Source organism: Stenotrophomonas sp. S49 (assembly GCF_016624905.1).
Taxonomy (GTDB): domain Bacteria; phylum Pseudomonadota; class Gammaproteobacteria; order Xanthomonadales; family Xanthomonadaceae; genus Stenotrophomonas.
On sequence record NZ_JACVUD010000010.1, the window covers coordinates 30,114 to 54,363 of the forward strand.

19 protein-coding genes are annotated in these 24,250 nt (G+C 67.0%); 6 read left to right on the top strand and 13 right to left on the bottom strand.

What is annotated here, in order from left to right; translation table 11 throughout:
* The first annotated feature begins 3 nt into the window (after positions 1 to 3).
* Positions 4 to 453, top strand: coding sequence for a ribonuclease domain-containing protein (locus IAE58_RS03790; RefSeq protein WP_199932642.1), 450 nt, complete (start codon positions 4 to 6; stop codon positions 451 to 453).
* Positions 450 to 863, top strand: coding sequence for a barstar family protein (locus IAE58_RS03795; RefSeq protein WP_199932641.1), 414 nt, complete (start codon positions 450 to 452; stop codon positions 861 to 863). The genes IAE58_RS03790 and IAE58_RS03795 overlap by 4 nt, the downstream gene beginning before the upstream one ends.
* Before the next feature lie 65 nt (positions 864 to 928).
* On the opposite strand, the gene IAE58_RS03800 is transcribed toward IAE58_RS03795, so the two are convergent.
* Together IAE58_RS03800 and IAE58_RS03805 are read right to left on the bottom strand one after the other, a co-directional pair.
* Positions 929 to 2,707, bottom strand: coding sequence for a hypothetical protein (locus tag IAE58_RS03800; RefSeq protein ID WP_199932640.1), 1,779 nt, complete (start codon positions 2,705 to 2,707; stop codon positions 929 to 931).
* A gap of 10 nt (positions 2,708 to 2,717) precedes the next feature.
* Positions 2,718 to 3,317: an NfuA family Fe-S biogenesis protein gene (locus IAE58_RS03805; protein WP_108753590.1), complete on the bottom strand. Its 600-nt coding sequence runs from the start codon at positions 3,315 to 3,317 to the stop codon at positions 2,718 to 2,720.
* A gap of 90 nt (positions 3,318 to 3,407) precedes the next feature.
* On the opposite strand from IAE58_RS03805, the gene IAE58_RS03810 reads away from it, so the two are divergent.
* The 3 genes from IAE58_RS03810 (at position 3,408) to zupT (ending at position 5,080) form a co-directional block, all read left to right on the top strand.
* Positions 3,408 to 3,755: a 4a-hydroxytetrahydrobiopterin dehydratase gene (locus IAE58_RS03810; RefSeq protein WP_108750085.1), complete on the top strand. Its 348-nt coding sequence runs from the start codon at positions 3,408 to 3,410 to the stop codon at positions 3,753 to 3,755.
* Complete coding sequence (locus tag IAE58_RS03815; protein WP_199932639.1) at positions 3,755 to 4,171, top strand: energy transducer TonB; 417 nt, start codon at positions 3,755 to 3,757, stop codon at positions 4,169 to 4,171. The genes IAE58_RS03810 and IAE58_RS03815 overlap by 1 nt, the downstream gene beginning before the upstream one ends.
* 99 nt (positions 4,172 to 4,270) lie before the next feature.
* Positions 4,271 to 5,080, top strand: coding sequence for a zinc transporter ZupT (gene zupT / locus IAE58_RS03820; protein ID WP_108750087.1), 810 nt, complete (start codon positions 4,271 to 4,273; stop codon positions 5,078 to 5,080).
* 131 nt (positions 5,081 to 5,211) lie between these two features.
* Here the strand turns inward: zupT and IAE58_RS03825 are convergent, their stop codons facing one another.
* The gene (locus tag IAE58_RS03825) at positions 5,212 to 6,186 is read right to left on the bottom strand and encodes an RluA family pseudouridine synthase (RefSeq protein WP_108771912.1); all 975 of its coding nucleotides are present in this window, start codon (positions 6,184 to 6,186) and stop codon (positions 5,212 to 5,214) included.
* Positions 6,187 to 6,594: 408 nt separating this feature from the next.
* On the opposite strand from IAE58_RS03825, the gene IAE58_RS03830 reads away from it, so the two are divergent.
* A complete protein-coding gene (locus IAE58_RS03830) occupies positions 6,595 to 9,867 on the top strand; it encodes an Rne/Rng family ribonuclease (protein WP_199932638.1) in 3,273 nt (1,090 codons plus the stop codon).
* A 350-nt stretch (positions 9,868 to 10,217) separates the two neighbouring features.
* On the opposite strand, the gene IAE58_RS03835 is transcribed toward IAE58_RS03830, so the two are convergent.
* From IAE58_RS03835 to IAE58_RS03880, 10 genes are all read right to left on the bottom strand, one after another.
* Entirely contained in the window at positions 10,218 to 11,102 is an 885-nt protein-coding gene (locus IAE58_RS03835; RefSeq protein ID WP_199932637.1) for an endonuclease/exonuclease/phosphatase family protein, read from the bottom strand.
* A gap of 2 nt (positions 11,103 to 11,104) precedes the next feature.
* On the bottom strand, positions 11,105 to 14,272 hold the full coding sequence (locus IAE58_RS03840; protein ID WP_199932636.1) for a discoidin domain-containing protein: 3,168 nt from the start codon (positions 14,270 to 14,272) through the stop codon (positions 11,105 to 11,107).
* A complete protein-coding gene (locus IAE58_RS03845; protein ID WP_108750092.1) occupies positions 14,269 to 15,105 on the bottom strand; it encodes a carbohydrate ABC transporter permease in 837 nt (278 codons plus the stop codon). Before IAE58_RS03845 ends, IAE58_RS03840 begins: the two co-directional genes overlap by 4 nt.
* Positions 15,102 to 15,983, bottom strand: coding sequence for a sugar ABC transporter permease (locus IAE58_RS03850; protein WP_108750093.1), 882 nt, complete (start codon positions 15,981 to 15,983; stop codon positions 15,102 to 15,104). Before IAE58_RS03850 ends, IAE58_RS03845 begins: the two co-directional genes overlap by 4 nt.
* Complete coding sequence (locus tag IAE58_RS03855) at positions 15,980 to 17,359, bottom strand: sugar ABC transporter substrate-binding protein (RefSeq protein WP_199932635.1); 1,380 nt, start codon at positions 17,357 to 17,359, stop codon at positions 15,980 to 15,982. The genes IAE58_RS03850 and IAE58_RS03855 overlap by 4 nt, the downstream gene beginning before the upstream one ends.
* Entirely contained in the window at positions 17,328 to 18,935 is a 1,608-nt protein-coding gene (locus tag IAE58_RS03860) for a glucoamylase family protein (RefSeq protein WP_108750094.1), read from the bottom strand. The genes IAE58_RS03855 and IAE58_RS03860 overlap by 32 nt, the downstream gene beginning before the upstream one ends.
* Positions 18,936 to 19,171: 236 nt before the next feature.
* Positions 19,172 to 22,228: a TonB-dependent receptor gene (locus IAE58_RS03865; protein WP_108753597.1), complete on the bottom strand. Its 3,057-nt coding sequence runs from the start codon at positions 22,226 to 22,228 to the stop codon at positions 19,172 to 19,174.
* 75 nt (positions 22,229 to 22,303) lie between these two features.
* Positions 22,304 to 23,341 (bottom strand): LacI family DNA-binding transcriptional regulator, encoded by a 1,038-nt coding sequence (locus tag IAE58_RS03870; protein WP_108750096.1) that lies wholly within the window; start codon positions 23,339 to 23,341, stop codon positions 22,304 to 22,306.
* A 148-nt stretch (positions 23,342 to 23,489) separates the two neighbouring features.
* Entirely contained in the window at positions 23,490 to 23,765 is a 276-nt protein-coding gene (locus IAE58_RS03875) for a BolA family protein (protein WP_199932634.1), read from the bottom strand.
* Positions 23,762 to 24,061 carry a YciI family protein gene (locus tag IAE58_RS03880; RefSeq protein ID WP_108762442.1) on the bottom strand — a complete coding sequence of 100 codons (300 nt, stop codon included), beginning with the start codon at positions 24,059 to 24,061 and terminating at the stop codon, positions 23,762 to 23,764. The genes IAE58_RS03875 and IAE58_RS03880 overlap by 4 nt, the downstream gene beginning before the upstream one ends.
* Positions 24,062 to 24,250 lie beyond the last annotated feature (189 nt).

Consider the following 24,250-nt stretch of genomic DNA (forward strand, 5'->3'; position numbering starts at 1 on the left):
CCCATGCGCAACCCCCGGCTGCTGATCACCGCCATCGCCCTGCTGTTGCTGGGCCTGCTGGCCAACCACTTCCTGCAGCGGCCGTCGCCGCCACAGTTCGCGCCCAGCCTTGCCGGCCAACCGGCCGTGACGGCACCCACGGCCAGCGCCCGCCAGGACGCGCTGCCCGCGTTCCTCCCGACCGAGGCGCGGCAGACCATCGCCCTCATCCAGCGCGGCGGCCCGTTCCCGCACCGCCAGGATGGCAGCACGTTCGGCAACCGCGAACAGCGGCTGCCGCCGCGCGACCGCGGCTATTACCGCGAATACACCGTCGACACCCCGGGCGCACGCAACCGCGGCGCCCGCCGCATCGTTACCGGCGGCGACCCGGCCCAGGCCTGGTACTACACCGATGACCACTACGAATCGTTCCGCAGTTTCACCGTACCCGCTTCCGGAGACCGCCCATGAGCCACGATGATTTCGGCCTCGGCCTGCACGACATCAACAATGCTGGCGTCTACGCCATCGATACCGGCGACATCGCCGCACTGTCGGCCGCCATGCGCGATGCACAGCTGAAGGTGGTCCGCATCGACCTGCAGGGCGTGGCCGATAAGCGCACATTGCTGGCGCGGCTGTCGGCGCAGCTCGACTTCCCCGCCGGCTTCGGTGGCAACTGGGATGCCCTTTCGGACAATCTGCGCGACCTGCAGTGGCTGCCTGCGCCGGGCTATGCACTGTTCCTGGCCGACGTGGATACCCTGCGTGCCGAAGCGGGCAAGGAGTTCGACACGCTGCTGGACGTGATGGATGAAGCCTGCCGCAACTGGGTCGGGCGTGATGTGCCGTTCTGGGTGTTTCTCTCGCAGAGCGAGTGAGGGTCACGCAGCGGCCTCGGCGAGTCATCCACGCATGGCGTGGATTTACCAGCGCGGCAGCTCCGTTACCGGCTGCCGTTATCTTCCTGTAGTTCTTTCTTGAACGGAATATCCGGCGGCGGTCGCGCGACTGCCGGCTGGTCCTGCATGTTCGGGTCGCTCAGACCACAGCCGCCACCGGCCTGCAGGATCGAGATCACGCAGGAAATCTTCGTGCTGGTGCCAGGCAATGGAATCTCCATGGCCTTGATGCCCTTGCGTACCCATTCGGCCAGCAGTGATTCCTGCGGCACCCAGTACTTGTCGAACGAGGTAGGCGTGTAGTCGTACGGCGGGCGCTTGAGCCAGGTGCCGGACTGGGCGATGCGCTCCTTGCTCCAGCCATCGTTGGCCCCGCCCGGGGCACCGCGCTCGGCCGCGCCCGCGCCGTCCTGGCCGGGCACGCGTACGCTGCCGTCGGCGTTGAACAAGCCCTCGCCCTGGCCACTGCGGCTGGCCTGGCTGCTGCCCTGCGCGGCACCGTCACGATTCCGACTGGAGGCACCCCAATCGTCGCCGCGCGCCGGCGTGGCCCAGTTGCCCGGCGTCGGCGCCGGCCGCGCACCGGCCTGTGCCGGTTTCGCCGCGGCCGTGGCCGCTGCAGTGGCCGCCGTGCTGGCCGCGCTCTGCGCCGCCGCGCTCTGCGCTGAGGCTGCCGCGGCCTGCGCAGCCCCATTACCGGTGGCCGACGACGGCGCGGCAGCCGGTGCCGGGGCGACCGCACGCTCGCGCACCTGCACGTCACGGCCCTGTGGCGCCCGCACGGTCGGCTCGCGGCCGGCCACGGTCGCCATGCGCACCTGCGGATCAACCACCGCCTGTACTTCGCGTTCGCGCACCTGCACTTCGCGCTGCGGCATCGACACCGGCACTTCCACGCTGCGCATCGGCTGCGGCGACAGCACGGGTGCATCCACCACGGCCACTTCGCGCTCGCGCACCTGGATATCGCGCGGTGCAGGCGTCTGCACCACCACCTGCGTCGGTGCCACGGGCGTAGGGGTGGCCGGCGCCTGCAGCAGCGGCACGCTGCGCTCGGTCACGCTGGGGGTGACACTGCGCGGCACCACGCTCACTTCGGTACGCGGCACCGTCACTGGCGGCACCACGAAATCGGACGTGACCTCAGCGACCTCGGTGGCCTGCACCGGTGAAGGCGGCGGCGCGGTCTCTACCGCAGGCGCCGGCTCTGCCACCGGCGGCGCACTCGCCGCAGCCGCCGCGGCGGGCGTTGCAGGTGCGGGCGGAACGGGCTGCGGTTGCGGCTGCGGTGCAGTGGCAGCACCGCCGGGCGCACCGCTGGCGGCGCTGGAACCGGCTGGCGCTGCCGCAGCGGCGCCTTCGGCACCGGCCTGGTCGCCACCGCCTTCCTGCGTGCCGGCACCGATGAATTCAATCTGCACCCGCTCGCCTTCGGCGACGTCCGCATCGGGCTCGGTGGTGCGGATCACCGCCACCCAAAGCAGCAGCAGGAAGAACAGCAGGTGCAGCAAGGCACTGAGCACGGCCGAGGTCCAGCGCATCCAGCGCTGGTCACGCGGCGCGGGCTCCCAGTCCTGCCAGAACAGGCGGCGCGCCGCATTCCACGGCGACAGTGCCGGCAGTCGTCCCGGACGCCCCGGCAGCGGCCGCGGCAGCAGCACCGCAATCACATCGCGGGCATGGAACAGGCGTGGCAGGGGTTTCAGCGAGCGCAGCCAGATCGCCCAGCCATACGGCAGGCGGGTGTGCTTTTCGAGAATGAGACGCTGCTGCTGGCGTGCCAGCAGCACATCGACAAGTTGCTCAGCCCTGGGCAGAGGCACGCGGTGCCGGTCAGGCGGCGTTGCCGCGGGGAATGTACGGCGCGTGGCCGCTGTCGTGGTCGGTGGCGTCACGCACCGCCGTCACGCCCGGCACCCGGCCCATCAGGGTCTTTTCAATGCCCTGCTTCAGGGTGACATCGGCCATACCGCAGCCCTGGCAGCCGCCACCGAAGCGCAGCAGCACCACGCCGTCGGCCGAAACTTCCTGCACGGCCACCTTGCCGCCGTGCGAGGCCAGCTGCGGGTTCACCTCGTTTTCCACCACCCAATGCACGCGCTCCACCAGCGAAGCCGCTTCGCCGGGCGCTTCGCCCTTGATGCGCGGCGCCTTGATGGTCAGCTGCTGGGTACCGGCGGTGCCGGGCACGATGTCGATTTCCGCGCCATCGAGCCAGCCGACGCTGGTGGCATCGACGTACAGGGTGAAGCCGTCGCAATCCACGGCCCATTCGTCGCCCAGCAGATCGGTCGGCTCGGCGAACTCCAGGCGCGCATCGGCGCGTGGGGTGCCGGGATCGACGGCGCTCAGGCGCACGCCCATGCCGGGCACGCCCTCACGTTCGATCAGCTTGCGGAAATGGGTCTGGGCAGTGTCGGAGATCTGGATCATCGGGCTATTCTAGCCAAGTCAGCGTCGGCCGCTCATTCGCTTTATACACTGTCCGGCGCATTGTTCAGTCAACACGAGGTGGAGGAACCCATGTCCGACCTGATTCCGCTGGCACAGGCGCACTGCGTGCCGCGAAAGGGCAGCGACCACAAGCTGGGCGAGGCCCGCCTGGCCGAGCTGCTGCCGCAGGTGCCGGGCTGGGAGCTGGCCGAGGCCGGCCAGGCCCTGCTGCGTACCTTCCGCTTCAAGAACTACTACGAAACCATGGCCTTCGTGAACGCGCTGGCCTGGATCGCCCACCACGAGGACCACCACCCGGACCTGGGCGTGCACTACGACCGTGCCGTCGTGCGCTATTCCACCCACGACGTGGGCGGCCTGAGCGAAAACGACTTCATCTGCGCGGCCAAGACTTCGGCCCTGACGGAGCAAAAGTGATGAATGTGCGACTGCTGAGCCTTTCCCTGTTGGCTGCCACCGGCCTGGCCGGCTGCGGCGGCGCAGAACCGCCGGCGGCGCCGGCCGCGCCGCCCACCGAAGTGGCCGCGGTGAAGACACCGCCGCCGCAGTACCCGCTGGAACTGGCCTGCCTGGGCGTGGGCGGCACCAGCACCTTCAAGGTGGTGATCGGCACCGACGGCAAGCCCAGCGAAGTGGCCCTGCTGACCGGCGCGGGCAACCCGCAGCTGGACGAACTGGCCCGCACCGCCGTGCAGGGCTGGCAGTTCAAGGCCGCCACCCGCAATGGGGCGGCGGTGCCGGCCACGATCCAGGTGCCGGTCAGCTTCAACCCGCCGCAGCCCAAGCCCGACCAGTGCTTTGCCATTGAAGAGCGCGCCCGCCGCGGCGGCTGATCGCGCTGACTGCGACGAGGCCAGCCGACGCCCGCCTCGCCCCTGCCGCCCCGGCCCGTGCCGGGGCGGTCGACTGCCCCCCCTGGAACGCGTCGGCACATGCTGCAGATCCCCCCTGAAAACATCTGGATGGCGCTGGCCGTCACCCTGGCGGCCGGCTTGGCCACGGCCATCGGCAGCCTGCTGGTGCTGTTCTCGCGCCGGCCCAACCCGCGCCTGCTGGCCTTTGGCCTGGCCTTCGCCGGCGGCGCGATGGTCTATGTCTCGCTGTCGGAAATCCTGAACAAGGCCATCGACTCGTTCTCGCTGGCCTACGGCGAGCGCAGCGGCTTTACCTACGGCACGGCAGCCTTCCTGTTGGGCATGCTGGCGATCGTGGTGATCGACCACTTGATCCCCAACCCGCATGAGACGCTGGACAAGCAGGACCCCGCGTTCCGCGACAACAACAAGGCGTATATCAAGCGGGTCGGCCTGCTGACCGCCATCGCCATCACCGCGCACAACTTCCCGGAAGGGCTGGCCACGTTCTTTGCCACCCTGGAAAGCCCGTCGGTGGGCATGCCGCTGGCGTTTGCCATCGCCATCCACAACATTCCCGAAGGCATCGCGATCGCGGTGCCGGTGTACTTCGCCACGCAGAACAAGCTGCACGCCTTCGCCGCCAGCCTGCTGTCGGGCCTGGCCGAGCCGGTGGGTGCGGTGATCGGTTATTTCCTGCTGAAGGGCGCGCTGTCGCACGCCACGTTCGGCTGGGTGTTCGGCCTGATTGCCGGGGTGATGGTGTTCCTGGCGCTGGACGAACTGCTGCCGGCGGCCAAACGCTATGCCAAGGGCCACGAGACCGTGTACGGGCTGGTGGCCGGCATGGGCACGCTGGCGATCAGCCTGGTGCTGTTCAAGTGGTGACGGCCTCCGCACGGCGCATCCACGCATGGCGTGGATCTACCGCCCCGGCCCCGTAGCGTCGAGCTTGCTCGACGGCTCTTCGGTCGTGTCGCGCGTAAAGCCAGTCGAGCAAGCTCGACTCTACCTTCCCCTCAGCGCAGGCGGTCCAACGCTTCCACCAGTTCTTCGGCCAGGGGCGCGTTCAGCACGTACGGGGTCTTCCCCGCGTCCAGCGCAAACTCCAGCGAGGCCGCGTGCAGGAACAGGCGCTTCAGCCCGATCTGCTCACGAAGCCGCTTGTTGACGGCAGGATCGCCGTACTTATCGTCACCAGCCACCGGGTGCCCCAGGTGCTGGGCATGCACGCGGATCTGGTGGGTACGACCGGTCTCGATGCGCACCTCGCAGTAGGAATGCCCGCCGCGCCGTTCAAGAACGCGGAAGTGGCTGATCGATTCCTTGCCGATCGCGTTCACCTGCACATGGCGCTCGCCGCCCTGGCGCAGGCCCACGTGCAGCGGGGCGTCCACCGTCATCACACCGTCGGGCATGCGCCCGGCCAGCAGGGTCAGGTAGCGCTTGCGGATGCCGGCGCCGTGGTCTTCACGCAGCAGGGCCTGCAGTTCGCTCAGCGCCGAACGTTTCTTGGCCACGATCAGCAGGCCCGACGTGTCGCGATCCAACCGGTGGACCAGCTCCAGGGTCTGCCCCGGGCGCAGCGCACGCAGGGTTTCAATGGCGCCGAAGCTGATGCCGCTGCCGCCGTGGCTGGCCACGCCGGTGGGCTTGTTCAGGGCCAGCAGGCGCGCGTCCTCGAACACGATCGCCTGCTCCAGCCGGCGCATGAACGCCTCGGGCGGGCCGGCCTTGTCTCCCTCTTCGGTGAGACGAACCGGCGGCACACGCACCTCGTCGCCCGCCTCCAGCTTGCGTTCGGCCTTGGCGCGGCCGCCATTCACACGTACCTGGCCGCTGCGCACCAGCTTGTAGACCAGGCTGCGCGGGGCGCCCTTCAGCTGGCCCAGCAGGAAGTTGTCCAGCCGCTGGCCGGCGCGGTCCTCGGGAACGGTGATCATGCGCACGGAAGGCTTGTCGCCGGCCGGCTTGGTGGGGTCTGATGCAGTCATCGGGCTGTTTATTCTGTTACACTCGGGGGGCGAGATAAGGGATTGATTTCGTTGGAAGTTACTCAGGGCCAGAAGCCCAGCTTCCGACGAATCCGGCACAGTGCGCGACCACCGCCCGCGGGGCGGCCATGTTAGCGGCTCACCGGCCTTCCCGGCCATCGCCGGATGCCTGACACGCAACCGAGCTGAACATGTCCCGCGTGGCGCTCCAGCCTGGCTGACAGCTGCCTGCGGCCCTGCAACACCCCAAAACCCATAAGAGTGAAGCGCTCCCGCGGCCTGCCGTGGTGTCGTAGCGCTGGAAACCGAAGCTGCCCTCCCCGCGCATGCGCGAATGGGCGGCGAGCCGTATCCAGAGGCGAAACCCCATGGCGTTCCGCGCGGTAGCCGCTTGCGAGGAACGCAAGAATGAAGCGAATGCTGATCAACGCCACGCAGGCCGAAGAGCTGCGTGTTGCCATCGTCGATGGCCAGTCGTTGTATGACATCGATATCGAGCAGCCGTCCAAGGAACAGAAGAAGTCCAACATCTACAAGGGCCGTATCTTCCGCATCGAGCCCTCGCTGGAAGCGGCCTTCGTCGAATACGGCGGCGGTCGCCATGGCTTCCTGCCGCTGAAGGAAATCTCCCGCGACTACTTCCAGGCCGGCGTCGACCACAACAAGGCCGGCATCCGCGAACTGCTGAAGGAAGGCCAGGAAGTGGTCGTGCAGGTCGACAAGGAAGAGCGTGGCAACAAGGGCGCCGCCCTGACCACGTTCATCTCCCTGGCCGGCCGCTACATGGTGCTGATGCCGAATTCGCCCAGCGCCGGCGGTGTCTCCCGTCGCATCGAGGGCGAAGACCGGGCCGCGTTGAAGGACGCCCTGGACAAGCTGAACATCCCCGACGACATGGGCGTGATCATCCGCACCGCCGGCGTCGGCCGCGATGCCGAAGAGTTGCAGTGGGACCTGGACTACCTGCTGAGCGTCTGGCGCGCCATTGCCGAAGCCGCCCTGAGCAAGCCGGCCCCGTTCCTGATCTACCAGGAATCGCGCCTGATCGTGCGCGCCCTGCGTGACTACCTGCGCGCCGACATCGGCGAGATCCTGGTGGACACCGAGGAGATGTACGAGCACGCCAAGGAGTTCATGCAGCAGGTGATGCCGCAGACCCTGCGCAAGCTCAAGCACTACAAGGATGACATCCCGCTGTTCAACCGCTTCCAGATCGAATCGCAGATCGAAGGTGCCTACGAGCGCAACGTGCGCCTGCCGTCGGGCGGCTCGATCGTGGTCGACCAGACCGAAGCGCTGACCGCAGTGGACGTGAACTCCTCGCGCGCTACCAAGGGCAGCGACATCGAAGACACCGCCTTCCAGACCAACCTGGAAGCGGCCGAGGAAGTGGCCCGCCAGCTGCGCCTGCGCGACCTGGGCGGCCTGGTGGTGATCGATTTCATCGACATGGCCTCCAACAAGCACCAGCGCGAGGTCGAGAACCGCCTGGCCAACGCGCTGAAGTACGACCGTGCGCGCGTGCAGGTCGGCCGCATCTCGCGCTTCGGCCTGCTGGAAATGAGCCGCCAGCGCCTGCGCCCGAGCCTGGGCGAATCCAGCCAGATCGTCTGCCCGCGCTGCGATGGCCATGGCCGCATGCGCAGCGTCGAGTCGCTGTCGCTGTCGATCATCCGCGTGGCCGAAGAGCATGCGATGAAGGAGAACACCGGGCAGGTGCTGGTCCAGGCCCCGGTGGAGATCGCCAATTACCTGCTGAACGAGAAGCGCAGCGCGCTGCGCGAGATCGAACGCCGCCACGAAGCGCCGATCGTGATCGTTGCCGACGAGCAGCTGCACACCCCGCACTACACCGTTACGCGCCTGCGCGAGAACGAGCTGGGTGAAGAGAGCAACAAGCCCAGCTACCAGCGCGGTACCCCGCGCAAGCTGCCGGTGCATGCCCTCACCAAGGGCCAGCTGAACATCCCGCCGCCGGCGGTCACCCAGGTCAAGCACACTGCGCCGGCCCCGGTGCGTGCCGAAGCCGAACCGGCCGCTGCGCCGGCCCCGGCCCCGGTGGCTGCGGCTGCCCCGGCCGCTGCCAGCGGCGGCGTGGTCGGTTGGCTGAAGCGCATCTTTGGTGGCGAACCGGCCCCGGCCCCTGCGCCGGCCCCGGCCGCGCGCCAGCCGCAGCACGACGGCGGCCAGCGCAAGGACCGTAACAAGGATCGCAACAAGGACCGTAACAAGGACCGTCGCGACGAGAACCGTGGCAACGGCGGCAATGGCAACGCGCAGAAAGATGGCGGCAACCGCAAGGACCGCAACGAACAGCGCAAGGACGGCCGCAACAACAACAACAACAACAACGGCAACGCGCAGCAGCCGCAGCAGGGCAAGCAGCAGAAGGACGCTGCCCAGCCGCAGCAGCCGCAGCAGAACAAGCCGCGCAACGAGCAGCAGGGCCAGAACCCCAACCAGGGCCAGGGCCAGCAGCAGCCGAAGCTGAAGCAGCCGCGCCAGCCGCGTCCGCAGGATGGCGAGAAGCCGACCGACAAGCCGCAGCGCAACGCCGCCGAAGAGGCCGTGGACGCCGTGCCGGCCGCCGCGGTCGCCGCCACTGCCGTGGCCGCCAACGTGGTCACCGCGCAGGAAGCCACCGCACCGGTGGCGACCCCGGTTGCCGCTCCGGCAGCGCATGTCGCGGCCCCCGCTGACACGACCCCGACCCCGACCCCGGCCGTTGAGGCCGAAGGCCTGGTTGCCGGCGATGAAGACGCTACGGCCGATGCAGCCGATGCGGCCAACGGCGAGCAGGCCGGCGAAGGTGCAACCCGCCGTCGTCGCGGCCGTCGCGGTGGCCGTCGTCGTCGTCGCGGTGGCGCCGAGAACGCCAACGGCGCCGACGTGCTGGGCGATGACCAGGACGAAGGTGACGAAGGCGAAGACCAGGACGTGGTCGAACCGAACCGCGACAGCAGCGCGCCCGCTCCGGTCGCTGCCCAGCAGCCGGCACGTTCGCAGCCCGAGTTCGATTTCGACGACGAAATCGAGCCGGCCAGCGTAGAAGCCGAGAAGCCCGCGCGCGCACAGGCTGCTGTTGCCGCTGCCGCACCGGTGGCTGCGGTCAGCAGCGCCGTACTGGAAGCCGTTGCCGAAGTGCAGTCCGTGGACGTGCCGGTGGCCCGCGAAGCCGCCCCGAAGCCGGAACAGCCGAAGCCGACCCCGGTGCAGACCAGCATGCTGGATGCCATCGATGCGGCCACCCCGGTGCAGCCGGTCGCCGCCGCCCCCGTGGCCGAGGTGAAGCCGGTCGTGGTTGAAGCCACCCCGGTGGCTGAGGTGGCCCCGGCCGTGGTTGAAGCCGCTCCGGTGGTGGAAGCGGCTCCGGTCGTGACCGACGCCGCCCCGGTGGTCGTTGAACCGACTCCGGTTGTCGAAGCCGCCCCGATCGCTGCTCCGGTCGTTGAAGCTGCGCCGGTCGTGGACGTTCAGCCGGTTGTTGAACAGCCGGTCGCCCCGGTCGTGCTGGAGGCCGCTCCGGTCGAAGCCGCCGCTCCGGTCGAAGCCGTGGTGACGCCGTCGATCAACCCGGTGGCCGATGGCCACGCCGATGCAGCCAGCCAGGCGACAGAAGCGCAGGCGTCGGACGAAGACGAAGACGAAGAAGCCGCCAAGCGCACGCCGCCGGCGAACTGATCGTTCTTTGATCGCGTGAAAGCGAAACGGCGGGGATCGATGATCCCCGCCGTTTTTGTTTGTGCGACTCGTAGGGCCTTGGTGGATGCCAACCAAGGTTGGCAGCTACCAATGAATGGCTGTGGCCCACTTCCGGTGGGTGCGGACCTTGGACCGCACCAATGCCCGGTCGCACGCGGAACGGCTGTGCCGACCAAGGTCGGCACCTACCAGAGCACCATGGATTCAATGCGCGCGGAGAGGGACTTGCTTGGTAGGTGCCAACCTTGGTTGGCACTTTGATTCACCGCGCGCAGGTGCGGCCGTGCCAACCAAGGTTGGCACCTACCAGAGCATGAAGCCCCGTGGCATCAGCGGGCCGGGGCGAACTGCAGGCGGGTCCACACGCCGTAGTGGTCCGACGCCCAGCGACCGCTGTCGTCGGGCTGGTCGAACAGGATCTTGGCTTCGCGCGCCACCATCCGGTCCTGCTGGAAGAAGATGTGGTCGATGCGCGAGGGCGCCTGGTAATAGTGCCGGTTCAAGGTACTGACCGCCGCCAGGTCGGTGTTCACGTGCACGCTGCCGTAGCTGTCACCGTAGTGGCTGCGCAGTTCGCTCAGGTCGCCGGCGTCGACCAGGGCATTGAAATCACCGGCAATCACCACCGGCGCACCGGCCGAGGTTTCGGTGATGAAGCGCAGCAGGTCCTCCACCTGGCTGCGGCGGATGCCCTGACCGCGCTCGTCACTGCGCTCGTTCAGATGCGTGGCATAGACGTTCACCGCCTGCCCGTCCACGTCGATGCGCAGGTGGGCCACGGTGCGGTAGTCATCCAACGGCTGCAGCAGGTGCTCGCCGTGGGCCAGGATCGGGCGCCGGGTCAGCAGCGCGTTGCCATAACGCTTGGGTGCACCCACCGGATCGGTGGATACGAAGACGTACCTGTAACCGAGCTGGCTGGCCAGCCACTGGGCTTGGTTGCGCACGTTGCGGCGCTGGATCACTTCCTGCAGCGCAATGGCATCGGGTTGCAGGCGCTTGAGCTCGGCCAAGATCGTGCGCCGCCGGGTTGGCCAGTCTTCGCGGTCATGGTGCAGGTTGAAGGTGACCATGCCCATGCCGGGCGCGGTCGATGCCTGCGCAACGGCAGGTTCACCTGCCTGCTGCGCCACCGCCCACGCGGGCAATGCCAGTGCCATGGCCAACCCCAGGGCGCGCAGTGCCACGCGCGCTCTCCCCTGCTTCAACGCCATGTTTACTGCCCCTTGCGTTCGGCGCGGCGCACCGCACCGGGCACTTCAATTTCCACACGCGCTGGCAGCGCGTGTACGTGCAGTTCGTTGTCCACCCATTCGGCCGGCTCGCCATTGACCGTGGCCGCGCCGGGTTCGCCGCTGTAGGGCCACGGCAGCACCACGCCACCCACCGGCGGCAGCAGGCCCGGCTGCACTTCCAGCACCAGCTGCTTGTCGTTGCGCTGCAGGCGGTAGTTCAGCTGCCCCTGCGGGGTGCGCAGGCCCTGCACGGCAATGCCCTCGCCCTGGAACCAGGCCGTGGGAATACCTGCGGCCAGCACCAGCGCGTCATCCACATCGCGGTTGTAGGCGAACATGTCCAGCGCCGAGCGCACGAAGTCCGAGGCTACCCAGGCATGCGGCAGGTCGCCCACGAAGAACGGCGTGCGCGGCGTGCGCGAGACCACTTCGGCCCACTGGTTCCAGGCCTGCGGCGCGCGGTCCTTGAAGAAGAACTGGCTGGCCTGCCAGGCGCGGTCACGCCAGCCCAGGCGCACGAACGCGGCCACGTTGCGCCACTCGTACGGGGTGTAATCCTTCCATTCGCGCTTGCCGTCGCGGCGCGCCACGAATTCGTTCCAGTAGCGCTCGAACGTGCTGTCCAGCGCGGGCTGCGGCAGGCGCCCCTGCTCACCACCGGGGGCCAGGGCGATGGTGGTGGAGGTGGCATCGAAGTCCCCCAGCTCGGCCGAACCCGGCAGGAAGTCGATGCGGTGCTGCTGCATGGCCGACTGCAGCGATGCCTGCAGGTCATCACGGAACTGGTCGCGCGATTCGCTGATCTGCATTGCTTCGACCTTGCCCAGCTGCGCAGCGATGATCGCCGCGTCCTTGTAGCCGCGCAGCGCCCAGAAGTTGTCCCAGTACGAATGCATCGGCTTGGCCGAATAGCCTTCGTGGCTGATCGAAGCCGGCATCATCCCGTAGAACGCGGGATTGCGCGCACGGTTCTCTTCGGTGCGCTCGCTGGCGCGCAGCTGTTCCATGTACTGGTAGGCGCCCTGCACATGCGGCCACATCAGTTCCAGGAAGGTGCCATCGCCGGTGTAGCGCCAGTACTCGGCGATGTTGTAGATCAGTTCGCCATGGCTGTCGTTCTCCGGCACCGGGTCGCTGCCGCGCGCATCCACGCAGCACGGCACCTTGCCGTTCTCGAACTGGAAGGGCGCGTACCAGTTCACGTAGTCACGCACCGCATCGCTGCGGCCCATGCGCAGCAGCCCTTCGGAAATCATCGCGCCATCGCGGATCCAGCTGCGCGCATAGGAGCGCGTGCCAGGCTGCAGGCGCGGTCCCACGCGGGAAATCAGCATGTGCGCAACGGCGGTGCGCAGGGTTTCCACCAGCGGCTGGCCGGCGGCCGGCACCTGCAGCGACACCACGCCCAGCTTCTGCCGCCACTGCGCGGCCACCTGCTGCTGTGCCTTGGCCACGTCCAGCGCCTGCGGCGCCCAGCTGCCGGTCTGCGGCAGCACCACCGCCACTTCGCGGCTCTGCCCCGGCTCCAGCTTGATGGTGTACAGCAAGGCGCCGGAGGCCAGCCCGGTGCTGTCCTTCACCGCCGTGGTGCCGGGCAGCTTGCCGCTGGCCAGGTGCATCGCGTCCAACTTGCCATCGAAGGTGGTGGCGAAGCGCGCATCGGGCGCCTGCAGCGGATAGACCCGCGGCTCGCCATTGATGCGCACCAGCTGCTCGCCCACGTCCAGGCTGTCGATGCGGCTGAAGCCGCCGGTGGTGTTCAGGAACTGGGTCGGCGGATTCACCTGCCACGGCCGGATCGCCAGCGCCAGGGTGTATTCGTGCGCCACCTTGTCCGGGTTGCTCAAGCGGTAGCGGCCGATCAGCTGCGCGCGCTCGGGCGTGCCCTGCACGAAACCGGTGACCGACAGCCCGGCCTTCTCATGCACCCAATCGACGTTGGCGATGGGCAGGTAGCGGTCCTGCAGCGATTGGGTGATGGCCACGTTGGACCAGTCCAGCAGCTTGCCATCCAGGCGGACGAACGGCTCGATGCTGAAGCTGCCCTTGGCAGGCTCCAGCGCGCCGTCTTCGCTGATCAACGCCTGTTCCTGGCCACCATCCAGGCCCAGCAGGGTCCAGTACGGCTGCTCGCCCACGAAGGCACGCGGCAGTGCGCCGCGCGGCAGGTCTGCCGCCACCGACGAGAGGAATGCGTTGGGCGTAGCCGCGAAGGCCAGCGGCTTCAGCGCGATGTCACGGATGCCGTAGCGCCAGTTCGGGCCACCCTGCAGGTCGAAGCGCACATAGCGCGCGTCGGTATCGGGCAGCGCGAGCCAATCACGGCCACCGCCACCATTGGTCACCTCACGCACGGTGCGCCAGTCGCGGCCGTCCTGCGAGGTACGCACGGTGTAGCGGGTCGCTTCCAGGCTGGGCAGCCAGTCGATCACCGCCCCGCCGATCTCGCGCGTGTCGTGCAGATCCAGGCTGATGGTCTGCTGCTTGACCCCGCCGCTGATCCAGAAGGTATCGCTCTTGCCGTCGATCATGCGGTCCTGCAGCGCAGGCGCGGTATCGGCAATCACCGCCGGGTGCAGCGGCGAGGTGTCCTGCGCCGGCAGGCCCTGCAGGGTCAGCTTGTCGAAGCACACGGTGCCGCGCCCACCCACCTTGCTGTAGATGGTGAACTCGACCGCGGCGCTGCGCGCCATCTCCTTGTCCGGCGACGGCCCCCACGCCTTGTCGATCTGGCGCCGGCGGTACTCCACCGGCGTCCAGGCCTTGGGGAAGCTGTAACCGGGGCGGTTGACCCACCACACGTTGTCACCGCTGGCGTCGATCAGCTTGAACTGCAGGTCGTTGCCCGGCGAATCGCCGCGCAGCTGGAAGCCGAAGCGGTAATTGACCGGGTATTCGATGTTCAGCGCACGGCGCAGGCCCACATAGCCGGAGACCTTGTGGAAGTCGTAATCCAGGCACAGCGCGCGGCCACCGCCCGGTGCGGTGACCGGGCGCAGCGAACCACTGACCTGGTCGGACAGCACCAGCTTCCATGCGCCGATGTCGTCGAAGTCATCCAGCACCTTCGGCGCGGGCAGCGCCGGTGGTGCGGCGATCGCCAGGGAAGACCACAGCAGGCCCAATCCAACGGCGATCGCACGCTTCATCCCTTCACACTCCCCAGCAACAGACCTTGGATGTAGTACCGCTGCAGCACCAGGAACAGCGCCAGCACCGGAACCACGGTGACCACCGCGCCGGCCATCATCATTTCCACGTCCATGATGTGTTCGCGCGAGAGGGTGGCCAGTGCCACCGGCAAAGTGTAGTGCTCCTGGTCGGTCAACACGATCAACGGCCACATGAAATCGTTCCATGCACCCATGAAGGTGAAGATCGCCAGGGTGACCAGCACCGGCTTGAGCATTGGCAGCACGATCTGGAAGAAGATGCGCAGCTCCCCTGCCCCGTCGATACGCGCTGCTTCCAGCAGCTCATCGGGAATGGAGCGGGCGTACTGGCGCACCAGGAAGATGCCGAACACGCTGGCCAGGGCCGGCACGATCACGCCGCCGAAGCTGTTGACCAGGCCCAGCTGCTTCATCAGCAGGAACAGCGGCAGCATGGCCACCTGCGCCGGAATGACCAGCGCGGCCATCAGCACCTGGAACAGGCGCTCGCGGCCGACAAAGTTCAGCTTGGCGAAGGCGTAGCCGGCCATGGTGTTGAGCAGCAGCGAACCCAGGGTGATGGCCAGCGATACCAGCAGGCTGTTGGCGAAGTTGCCGCCCATGCCGGTGCGCGCGAACAACTCCAGGTAGTTTCGCGTGGTGACGTGCGAGGGCAGCAACGGCGGCGGGAAATGGGTCGCCTCGCCCTGTGGCATGAACGAGACCGAGACCATCCACAGCAGCGGTGCCAGGCTGACCAAGGCCAGCACCAGCAACGCACCATTGACCATCCACGGGTGCCAGCGCGACTGGCCGATTTCACGACTCATACCAACTGCCTCTTGCGGCCGAAACGCAGCATCACGGTGGTCACCGCCAGGATGATCAGGAACAGCAGGAACGCCACCGCGGAGGCGCGACCCAGGTTCCACCACTTGAAGCCTTCCTCGAACATGAAATACAGCACGCTGACGGTGCTCTGCAGTGGGTCGCCGCGGGTCATCACGTAGGGTTCGGCGAACAGCTGGAAGTAGCCGGACACGGTAATGACCCCGACCACCAGCAGCACCGGGCCGAGCATCGGCAGGGTGATGTGCAGGAACTGCTTCCAGCGCGAGGCACCATCGATGCGCGCGGCCTCGTACAGGTCATGCGGAATGGCCTGCAGGCCGGCCAGGAAGATCACCATGTTGTAGCCGAAGTTCTTCCACACGGCGAACAGCATGATGGTGGGCATGGCCCAGTTCGGGTCACCCAGCCAGTCGATCGGGCTGATGCCGATGTGGCCCAGGCCATAGTTCACCAAGCCGTAGCTGGTGTGGAACAGGTAGCGCCAGATCACCGCCACCGCCACCAGGGTGGTCACCACCGGGGCGAACAGCGCGGTGCGGAACAGCGCCTTGAAGCGCGCCGCCGGTGCGTTCAGCAGCATCGCCGCGCCCAGCGACACGCCGATCGACAGCGGTACGCCGATCAGCACGAAGTAGGTGGTGTTCCACAGCGACTTCCAGAACATCGGGGTCTGCAGCAGATCGATGTAGTTGCCCAGACCGACGAACCGCAGGTTGCTGCTGTCGGACAGGGCATACAGATCGAAGTCGGTCACGCTCAGCGCCAGCGCCGAGGCCACCGGCAGGCCGAAGAACAGGCCCAGCACGATCAGCGAGGGGCCGGCGAAGATCCAGCCGGCAAGCGAAGTACGTTTCATTGCGGGCTCCCGGCCGCTGCGGCCGGCGCATCGGCAGGTGCCTGCGCACCGCCGCCCTGCAGGCGTTGTTGTTCATGCATCCAGCGGCGCTTGGCCAGCACCTTGTCCACGCGCTGGTCCAGCTCTTCCACGGCCTTGTCCTGCGGCAGGCCACCGCGCACCACCTTTTCGGTGACGATGCGCATTTCCTGCACGATGCGCTCCCACTCCAGCACCTTCGGCGTGGGCTTGACCCGCTCCAGCTGGTCACGGAACGCCGCGGCCAGCGGATCGCCGGCCAGCGACGGCGCGTTCCAGGTGCTGCGACGCGGCGGCAGGTCACCGATGATGGAATGGAAGCGGGCCTGGATTTCCGGCCGCGACAGGAACTCGATCAGCTTCCACGAGGCTTCCTTCTGCTGCGACTTGCGGAAGATCACCAGGCTGGTGCCGCCGGCAATGCCGGCGCCCGGACCGTCCGGACCCGGCAGCGCAGCGGTGCCCCACTGCCCTTCCAGTTCCTTGGGCTGCAGCTTCTTGAACTCGCGGATGTTCCAGGGCCCGGAGATGTAGAAGACGTTGAAGCCGCGGAAGAACTCGTCCCAGACGTTGGAGATCTGCGTCTCGGACATCTTCGGCGCCCAGCCCTGCTCGAACATGTTCGAGTAGAACGCCAGGGTGCGGCGGAAGCCGGGGCTGGCGAAGTTGCCGCGGGTGTCATCGTCGCGCAGCAGCGGGTCGGGCTGCTGCAGTGCCAGCGACAGCTGCTGCTCGAATTCGTTGATCGGCATCAGCACCGCATAGCGGTTCGGCCCCTGCATCTTCTTGATCGCGGCCATCTGCTGGTCCCACTCGGCCCAGGTACGCGGCGGGTGGTCGAAACCGGCCTTGGCCAGCAGGTCCTTGCGGTAGTAGATCAGGCGCGTATCGACGTACCACGGCACGCCCACCAGCTCGCCGTGGATCACGTTGGTATCCCATATGCCCTGGAAATAATCCTGCGGATCGACCACGCTCGAGCGCTGCACGAACGGCTGCAGCGGGGTCAGTGCATCCAGTTCGGCGAACTCGGGCACCCAGGTGTTGCCGAGCTGGCAGACATCGGGCAGGCCATCGGCGGCGAAGGCGGTCAGCAGCTTTTCATGCGCGGCCGTCCACGGAATGTTCTGCACATCCACCTTGATGCCGGGGTTTTCGGCTTCGAACTCGTGGATCAGCTCGCTGACCACTTCCGCTTCGCGGCCCATGGCCCAGAAGCGCACGGTGGTGGTGCCCTGCTCGGTGCGGGCGCAGCCGGCAACGGCCAGCACGGCCAGCAGCGGCAGCGCCCAGCGGCGCAGGCGGTGGGTCCAGGGATGCACCGGCTTACTTCCCCTGTCCAGTGTTGCGGTTGGCATTGTTCTTCTGTTCCTGCGCGGCGGCCGCGCGCGATTCTGCGATACCCACCGCGCGCGCCGCCGCGGCCTTCTCATCCTTCTGCAGCTGCAGCGGCTGGAACTCGCCTTCCGGCGCCAGCCAGCCACCACTGAACCCTGCCCGCTCCAGACCCTTGCGGATGTACGGGTTCTTCTTCATCACTTCCCAGACGAAATCATCGCGGTAGTTGGCGATCATGGTCAGGATCGGGCCCTGGTCGATGGCGATGTAATCGCTGGCCACCCAGCCGCGGTCGGGCACCAGGCGCCCGGTCTTGATCGGAATGTCGTAGTTGAAGCTGGGGTTGAACGAATCCAGGAACCCGTAGCTGGAATAGATGTAGTCGCCGTAGCGCTTGTGCATCTCCACCGTGGCCGGGATCACTTCCTCCGGTGCGAACACGATCGAAGACACCGCCGCGGTCGGGGCAATGGTGCCGTCGTCGAAGTTCTCGCGCAGGCCTGCGCCGCGCGAGGAGTAATGGCGGAACTGGCGCTGCTCGCCCCGGTATTCCTGAGTGGTGTTCTGCGGGCCATCGCTGGCGGTCAGGCCCCACACGTTCTCGCCGTAGTCCTTCCAGTTCATCGGGTTGGCGATGGCGTACTCGCGCTGGGCCAGCGCCGCCGAACGGCTGTTGAGGAAGTAGGTGCTGCCGCGTTCGCGCATGTACGCGTCCTGGATATCGCGGAAATCGATCCAGACGTGGCTGTACTGGTGGCCGAACAGTGGCCCGAAGGACAGGTATTCCTGGCCCTGGTAGACGCCCCAGTCGTTGTCGTAGGTGCGGGTCCACACGGTCCACGCATCCGGGCTGACCGGGTGGCTGGGCGAGCCCAGGGCGAGGATGTAGACCATCATCGCTTCGTTGTAGCCCATCCAGTCGTGGTCGATGAAGCCGCTTTCGGGGAACCAGCCCATGGAGATGAGCGGTGCGCGCTGCTGCAGCCACGGCCAGTCCACCTGCTTGTACAGGCTGTCGGCGATCTGCCGGATCTCTTTTTCGCGCGGGTCGTCGCCGTCGTAGTACGACTGGGCAAACAGCACGCCCATCATCAGCAGTGCGGTATCCACCGAGGACAGTTCCACCCAGCTGTCGTAGCGACGGCCTTCCTGCATGTCCAGGAAGTGGTAGTAGAAGCCTTTGTAACCGGCCTTGCCGGTGCGCTGCGGGCCCATCGGCACATCGCGGAAGAACTTCAGCGTGGTCAGGGTGCGGTCGATGGCCTGGTTGCGGCTGACCCAGCCGTTCTCGATGCCGATCGGGTAGGCGGTCAGCGCGAAGCCCACCGAGGCGATGCTGGCGAACGGACGCGAGGGATAGCGGTCGGGGGTCAGGCCGTTCAGTTCATTGGTGGTATCCCAGAAGAACTGGAAGGTGCGGCGCTCGATATCGTCGAACAGCGGCGGCAGTTCCGGCTTCATCGGCCGCGGCGGTGCGTCGGCCTCGACCAGGATCACCTGCGGCTTGGGCTTGGCCGGCGCTTCCTGCTGGGCCGGTTTGCAGGCGGCGATGGCCAGGGTCATCGCAGCGGCGGTCAACAGGTGGCGTGCCTGCATGGCGCGGTTCCTCCGGTGGGCTGTTCGATGGAAGAGCATAACGTCCAAACACCTGAAATCGTTTACAGCACGGACTCTTAAAAAACCACGAAAACCGTGGCCCGGGTGTCGGCGTCATTGCCCATGCCAGTGCACCGTGCAGTCGCGGTGCGCTGGCATGGGCAATGGACCGGCCATCACGGCCGGCCATTGCACCACCGGTACCGCCGGCGAACCGGCGGTACCAAGCGCGATCATCAGAAGCGGAAGCCCACTTCGGCCTTGATCTGGCGCGGCGTACCGATGATGTCACCGGTCTCGTTGTAGCTGGCTTCCAGCTTGCCGTTGCTCTTGATGTAGTTGTAGCTGGAGAAGTTGTCGAAGTTGAACACGTTGATGATGTCCAGGCGAGCGTACAGCTCGGTATCACCCGGCATCTTGAACGTCTTCGTCGCCTGCAGGTCGACCGAGCGGTAGCCGAACACCTTGCCACCGATCAGGAACTTGCCATTGGCGTTGGGCACGGCGGCCTGCGGGGTCGGCAGGGTGTAGCCGCTGGCCTGCGGAATGCCGTACCAGTCGTTGACGGCAGTCGGGGTGGCCAGGGTGATCTTGCCGCCGAAGGTGATGCCCCAGAAGCCCGCGTACGAACCGGTCACCACCAGGCGGTGGCGCGGCGCGCCGTTGGAACGGATGGTCGGGTAATCGCCGATCAGGCCGCGGTCGAACGCGTACTTTTCATTGATGTCGCGGTTGTGGCGCGCGGTCGTCCAGGTGTAGGCGATCGAGGTGCCCCAGCCGCTTTCCTTGGTGAACGGCTTCTGCGCCGACAGCAGCACCTGGGTGGCACGGGTCTTGATGCCCTGCTGGCCGATGATCAGGCTGCCGAAGCCCGGCACGTTGCAGCTCCAGGCCTGGCTCAGGCCCGGGTCGGTGCCGCCGCACAGGCGCGGGTCATCGAAGAACTGGCCGGTCGGGTAACGGTTGCCCAGGGTGAAGGCGAAGCCGTCGTAGCTCAGGGTACGGGCGATGGTGGCGTCGGTCAGCCAGTCACCGATCTGGTTGCTCATGCCCAGGCTGAACTGATCCGAGTACGGGGCCTTCAGCTTGTTGTTCAGCAGGTCCACTTCCAGACCGGCATTGCTGGTGGCGCCCACCAGGGCCTGCAGGTTGCCGATGCCGTTGAGCAGGTTCGGGTTCCAGTCGTAGCAGGCGGCCTGGCCGTTGATGCAGGTGCCGGTGGCCGGGTTGCGGAAGTAGATGGTCGGCTGCGGCAGGGCCAGCTTGGTGGTTTCCAGCTGCAGGTTGTCGAACAGGTCGCGGTCGTAGGAACGGCCGGCACCACCGTGGATCACGTGCTGCTCGTCGGCGTTGATGTCATACGAGAAGCCCAGGCGCGGCTGCCAGGCATCCTTGAACGCCTTGCGGTTGTGGCCGTTGCTGATGTAATCGCTGATGTCCAGGCCGCCCAGCGCCAGCGAATCGGCGTAGGTCTGCCCGGCGGCGGCACGCGGGTCCTGCGAGTAGATGGCATCCACCACCTGCTGCGGGGTCACGAAATCCAGATAGGCCGGGTTCTTTTCGTAATCCCAGCGCAGGCCAAGGTTGATCTGCAGGTGGTCGTTGACCTGCCAGTCGTCCTGGATGAACAGACCCAGCTGCTTGGCCTTGGAACGCACTTCACCGGACACGCCCGACACGCCGGTGACCGGCTTGACGAACTGCGCCTTGTACGGGATGTCCGACGGGAAGTCCGGATCGCCCAGGGTGTAGGTGAAGGTCGGGTTGATCTGCGCCGCGTCAGACGCGTACAGATCGATTTCCTTGTACTTCACGCCCATCTTGATGGTGTGGTCGCCCGCCCACTGGATGCCGTCCAGGGTCAGGTTGTCTTCGATCGACCAGCCCTTCTGGCCCTTCACCTGCGAATCCAGTGCCGAAGCGCCACCGACCTTCACGATGGTGCGGTCTTCGGTGCCGTCCGGTGCGGTGTAGGTGATGCCGTTGGCCAGGGTCAGCGGGGTCGGGTTGTTGAACGAATCTTCGTGGGTGACCATCAATTCGTTGTAGTAACGCTCACCGCTGTGGTTCCAGCGCAGCGCATAACGGCGGTCGGTGTTGACCACTTCACGGCCGGCTTCCGGCGAGGTCTGGCCACTGAACTGCTGCTGGGTTTCGTCGCGGTCCTGGAAGGTCAGCTCGATGCGATCGTTGTCGGTCGGCTCGAAGTCGACCTTGGCGAAGATCAGGTCCTGCTGGAACGGCTGGCTGGCCGGGCCGAGGCCGGCAGCGCCGTCAGCCGGCAGCAGACCCACGCTGCTGGTCACCGCACCGTCCGGCGCGATGGTGACCGGCAGGTCGAAGCGCTTGGCTTCGTAGGTCACGAAGAAGTGGGCCTTGTCCTTGACGATCGGGCCGCCCAGGGCGAAGCCGTATTCCTTCTCGGCCGAGACCATCTTGTCCTGGCCCGCCTGGCGCTCGGCCGGGGTCTTGGCGCGCATGTCTTCGTCGGTGTAGCGGTAGAACGCCTCACCCTTGAATTCATTGGTACCGGACTTGGTCGCTGCGGTCACCGCGGCGCTGGACACCTGGCCGTACTCGGCCTTGTAGTTGCCGCTGATGACCTTGTATTCGCCGATGGCCAGCTGCGGGAACGGGTTGCCGGCGCTGCCGGACTGGCCGGCCACGCCGCCGCCCTTCACGTAGCTCTTCTGGCCCACGCCGTCGATGTAGACGTTGGTGCCGTCGGCATTGGTGGCACCGCCGCGCAGCGAGGTGTTGCCCTTGGCATCACGGGTGAAGATCATGCCCGGCACGGCGTCGGCGAACTCCAGGAAGTTGCGCGACACCTGCGGGGTGGTCTGGATCTGCTGCAGGCTGACGGTCTTGCCGACTTCGGAGGTGCGCACTTCCTGCAGCAGGGTCGGCGCGACCACGTTCACGGTGTCCAGATTGGTGGCCGCGGTGGTGCCGCCGCCGGTGGCGGCCGCTTCGCTGAAGTTCAGCGTGGCGGTGGAGGCCACGGTGACGGTGACCTTCTGGGTCTGGCCGTTGGCCACCACGTCATAGGTGCCCGGGTCCAGGCCCATCAGCGAGTAGCTGCCGTCGGCACGCACGGTACCACGACGTACCGAACCGGTGGCCACGTTGGTGGCGGTCACTTCCGCGCCGGCCTGGGCGCCGGACACCTGGCCACGCAGGCTGGCGTTGGCCGACTGGGCCATCACGTTCGGGGCAGCGGCCAACATCAGGCAGCTGACCAGGGCGGTGCTCAGCAGCCGGCGTGCCGGCGTGCGGATGGTGGAATGCATCATCAACTCAATCTCCGGGTGGTGGTCCCGCTTGCGCGGTTCCTGCGATCAGTCAAAAGAAAAGGAAAGCCTCCGGCTTCAACGGCCGGATGGCGAGGTGGTGGAATCTCGAACGATCAGGCGGGGTACCAGCGTCTGCTTGTCCCCTGCCCCTTCCGTGGTAGTGCCGTCCATCAACTGCAACAGGCGCGTCATGGCCCGATCGCCCAACTCGGCGATACTGACCTGCATGGTGGTCAACGATGGGTGTACGAACCGCGCCAGCGGAATGTCATCGAAACCCGCCAGGGCGACATCGGTGGGCACGTGGACGCCTGCCTGCGCGAACGCATACAGACACCCCAGGGCCATCATGTCGTTGGCGGCGAACACGGCATCGGGCAGCGCACCGGCTGCCAGCAACTCCTGACCGGCGCGATGGCCGGAAGCTTCGTCGAAATCACCGGGCAGCTCGATGCCTTCGGCGCCATTGCCAGCAGCCGCCAGCGCGTCACGGAAGCCGCGCAGGCGCTCGCGCGCGTCGAAGTTGAGGTCCGGGCCAGAAATGAAAGCGATGCGGCGGTGGCCGGCATCGAGCAGGTGGCGGGTCATGGCCATCGCCCCTGCGTGGTCGTCGATGCTCAACACCGGGTGGTCCTGCGTGGGCAGGTAGGTGTTGATCAGCACGGTGGGCAGCGACTGCGGCAGGTTGTCGGTCAGGAACCCCGGGCTTTCCGCATACGGGGACAGCACCAGCAGGCCATCGACGCGGCCGCGCATGGCGCGCAGCGCAGCGCCCTGCTGTTCCTGGTCGCCGTGGTAGCTGGACACCAGCAGGTGCTGGCGGCGGCTGCGGGCCACCCCGTCGATGCCGCGCATCAGTTCGGAGAAGAATTCACCGTACAGGTCGGGCAGCACCACGCCCACCGTATTGGTACGGCGGCTGCTGAGGCTGCGCGCGGCAGCATGTGGGGTGTAGCGCAGCCGCGCGGCCACTTCCAGCACAAGCTGGCGGACCGGTTCGGCAACGTTCTCATGCCCGTTGAGCGCGCGGGAAACCGTGGCCACGGAGACCCGGGCTTCGCGTGCGACATCTTTGATTGTTATGGCTGCCTTGTTCACGAAGCCGCCCTCCACGGCTTGGACCTACCAGCTTGGCGCGGAATGTAAGCGTTTCCATCTGCGCTTGTAAACTGTCCGTTAGGCGAATGTCCCATTCCGGACACAAAAAGTTGTCCCGCGCAGGCCCGCACGGTGACCTGCAAAGACAGTATCTGGGTCATTTTCAGCCCTGTTCTGACGGGGTATGTGCACGGATGGACAGCGCATGGATGTCGGTGTCCATCAGGCTGCCCAGCGCGGCGTAGACCGCGCGGTGGCGCGCAAGCGGGGCCATGCCGGCGAAGCGTTCGCTGACCACGTGCACGTTGAAATGGCCGCGCCCATCGCGCGCGCCGGCATGGCCAGCATGGCGATGGCTGTCGTCTTCGATCTCCAGCACGCTGGGGGCCAATGCTTGTTGCAGCGCATCACGAATCTGTCCGATGCGCCGCGCGTTCATGGCAGCACCTTGCGGAACGGACGCACCTGGGTGCGTACGTACACGCCCGCAGCCACGTACGGGTCGGCTTCGGCCCATTCCTGTGCCTGCGCCAGCGAGTCGAATGCGGCGATGACCACCGAGCCGCTGAAGCCGGCCGGACCCGGGTCTTCGCTGTCGATGGCCGGGCATGGACCGGCCAGCAGCAGGCGCCCCTGGTCGTTCAGCGCCTGCAGGCGCGCCAGGTGCTGCGGGCGTACCTGCAGCCGCTGGGCCAGCACATCCTGGCCGTCATAGCCTTCAATCACGTACCACATGGGGTGGTTCCTCGTTCATGTTGCGGTGCGCCGATTCTAGCCAATGCCAGCCGGTTGCCTGCCGTTGCTGGACACTGGCGCGGCAAAGCCTTACCCTAGGGTCAATTGCACGTGGCTGGATGCAGCAGCCCGTCGGTTTCCGCGGCTTCCGCAGCCCCCGACGATCGCCCCGCCGCTTCCTGACGGGCC

What these genes read in the sequence shown, in the direction of transcription:
- IAE58_RS03790 (WP_199932642.1), top strand. Translation starts at nt 4, where the DNA reads ATGCGCAACCCCCGGCTGCTGATCACCGCCATCGCCCTGCTGTTGCTG.
- IAE58_RS03840 (WP_199932636.1), bottom strand. Translation starts at nt 14,272, where the DNA reads ATGAAGCGTGCGATCGCCGTTGGATTGGGCCTGCTGTGGTCTTCCCTG.
- IAE58_RS03815 (WP_199932639.1), top strand. Translation starts at nt 3,755, where the DNA reads ATGAATGTGCGACTGCTGAGCCTTTCCCTGTTGGCTGCCACCGGCCTG.
- IAE58_RS03795 (WP_199932641.1), top strand. Translation starts at nt 450, where the DNA reads ATGAGCCACGATGATTTCGGCCTCGGCCTGCACGACATCAACAATGCT.
- IAE58_RS03875 (WP_199932634.1), bottom strand. Translation starts at nt 23,765, where the DNA reads ATGAACGCGCGGCGCATCGGACAGATTCGTGATGCGCTGCAACAAGCA.
- IAE58_RS03810 (WP_108750085.1), top strand. Translation starts at nt 3,408, where the DNA reads ATGTCCGACCTGATTCCGCTGGCACAGGCGCACTGCGTGCCGCGAAAG.
- IAE58_RS03805 (WP_108753590.1), bottom strand. Translation starts at nt 3,317, where the DNA reads ATGATCCAGATCTCCGACACTGCCCAGACCCATTTCCGCAAGCTGATC.
- IAE58_RS03845 (WP_108750092.1), bottom strand. Translation starts at nt 15,105, where the DNA reads ATGAGTCGTGAAATCGGCCAGTCGCGCTGGCACCCGTGGATGGTCAAT.
- IAE58_RS03835 (WP_199932637.1), bottom strand. Translation starts at nt 11,102, where the DNA reads ATGGCGTTGAAGCAGGGGAGAGCGCGCGTGGCACTGCGCGCCCTGGGG.
- IAE58_RS03855 (WP_199932635.1), bottom strand. Translation starts at nt 17,359, where the DNA reads ATGCCAACCGCAACACTGGACAGGGGAAGTAAGCCGGTGCATCCCTGG.
- IAE58_RS03865 (WP_108753597.1), bottom strand. Translation starts at nt 22,228, where the DNA reads ATGATGCATTCCACCATCCGCACGCCGGCACGCCGGCTGCTGAGCACC.
- IAE58_RS03825 (WP_108771912.1), bottom strand. Translation starts at nt 6,186, where the DNA reads ATGACTGCATCAGACCCCACCAAGCCGGCCGGCGACAAGCCTTCCGTG.
- IAE58_RS03880 (WP_108762442.1), bottom strand. Translation starts at nt 24,061, where the DNA reads ATGTGGTACGTGATTGAAGGCTATGACGGCCAGGATGTGCTGGCCCAG.
- IAE58_RS03830 (WP_199932638.1), top strand. Translation starts at nt 6,595, where the DNA reads ATGAAGCGAATGCTGATCAACGCCACGCAGGCCGAAGAGCTGCGTGTT.
- IAE58_RS03860 (WP_108750094.1), bottom strand. Translation starts at nt 18,935, where the DNA reads ATGCAGGCACGCCACCTGTTGACCGCCGCTGCGATGACCCTGGCCATC.
- zupT (WP_108750087.1), top strand. Translation starts at nt 4,271, where the DNA reads ATGCTGCAGATCCCCCCTGAAAACATCTGGATGGCGCTGGCCGTCACC.
- IAE58_RS03850 (WP_108750093.1), bottom strand. Translation starts at nt 15,983, where the DNA reads ATGAAACGTACTTCGCTTGCCGGCTGGATCTTCGCCGGCCCCTCGCTG.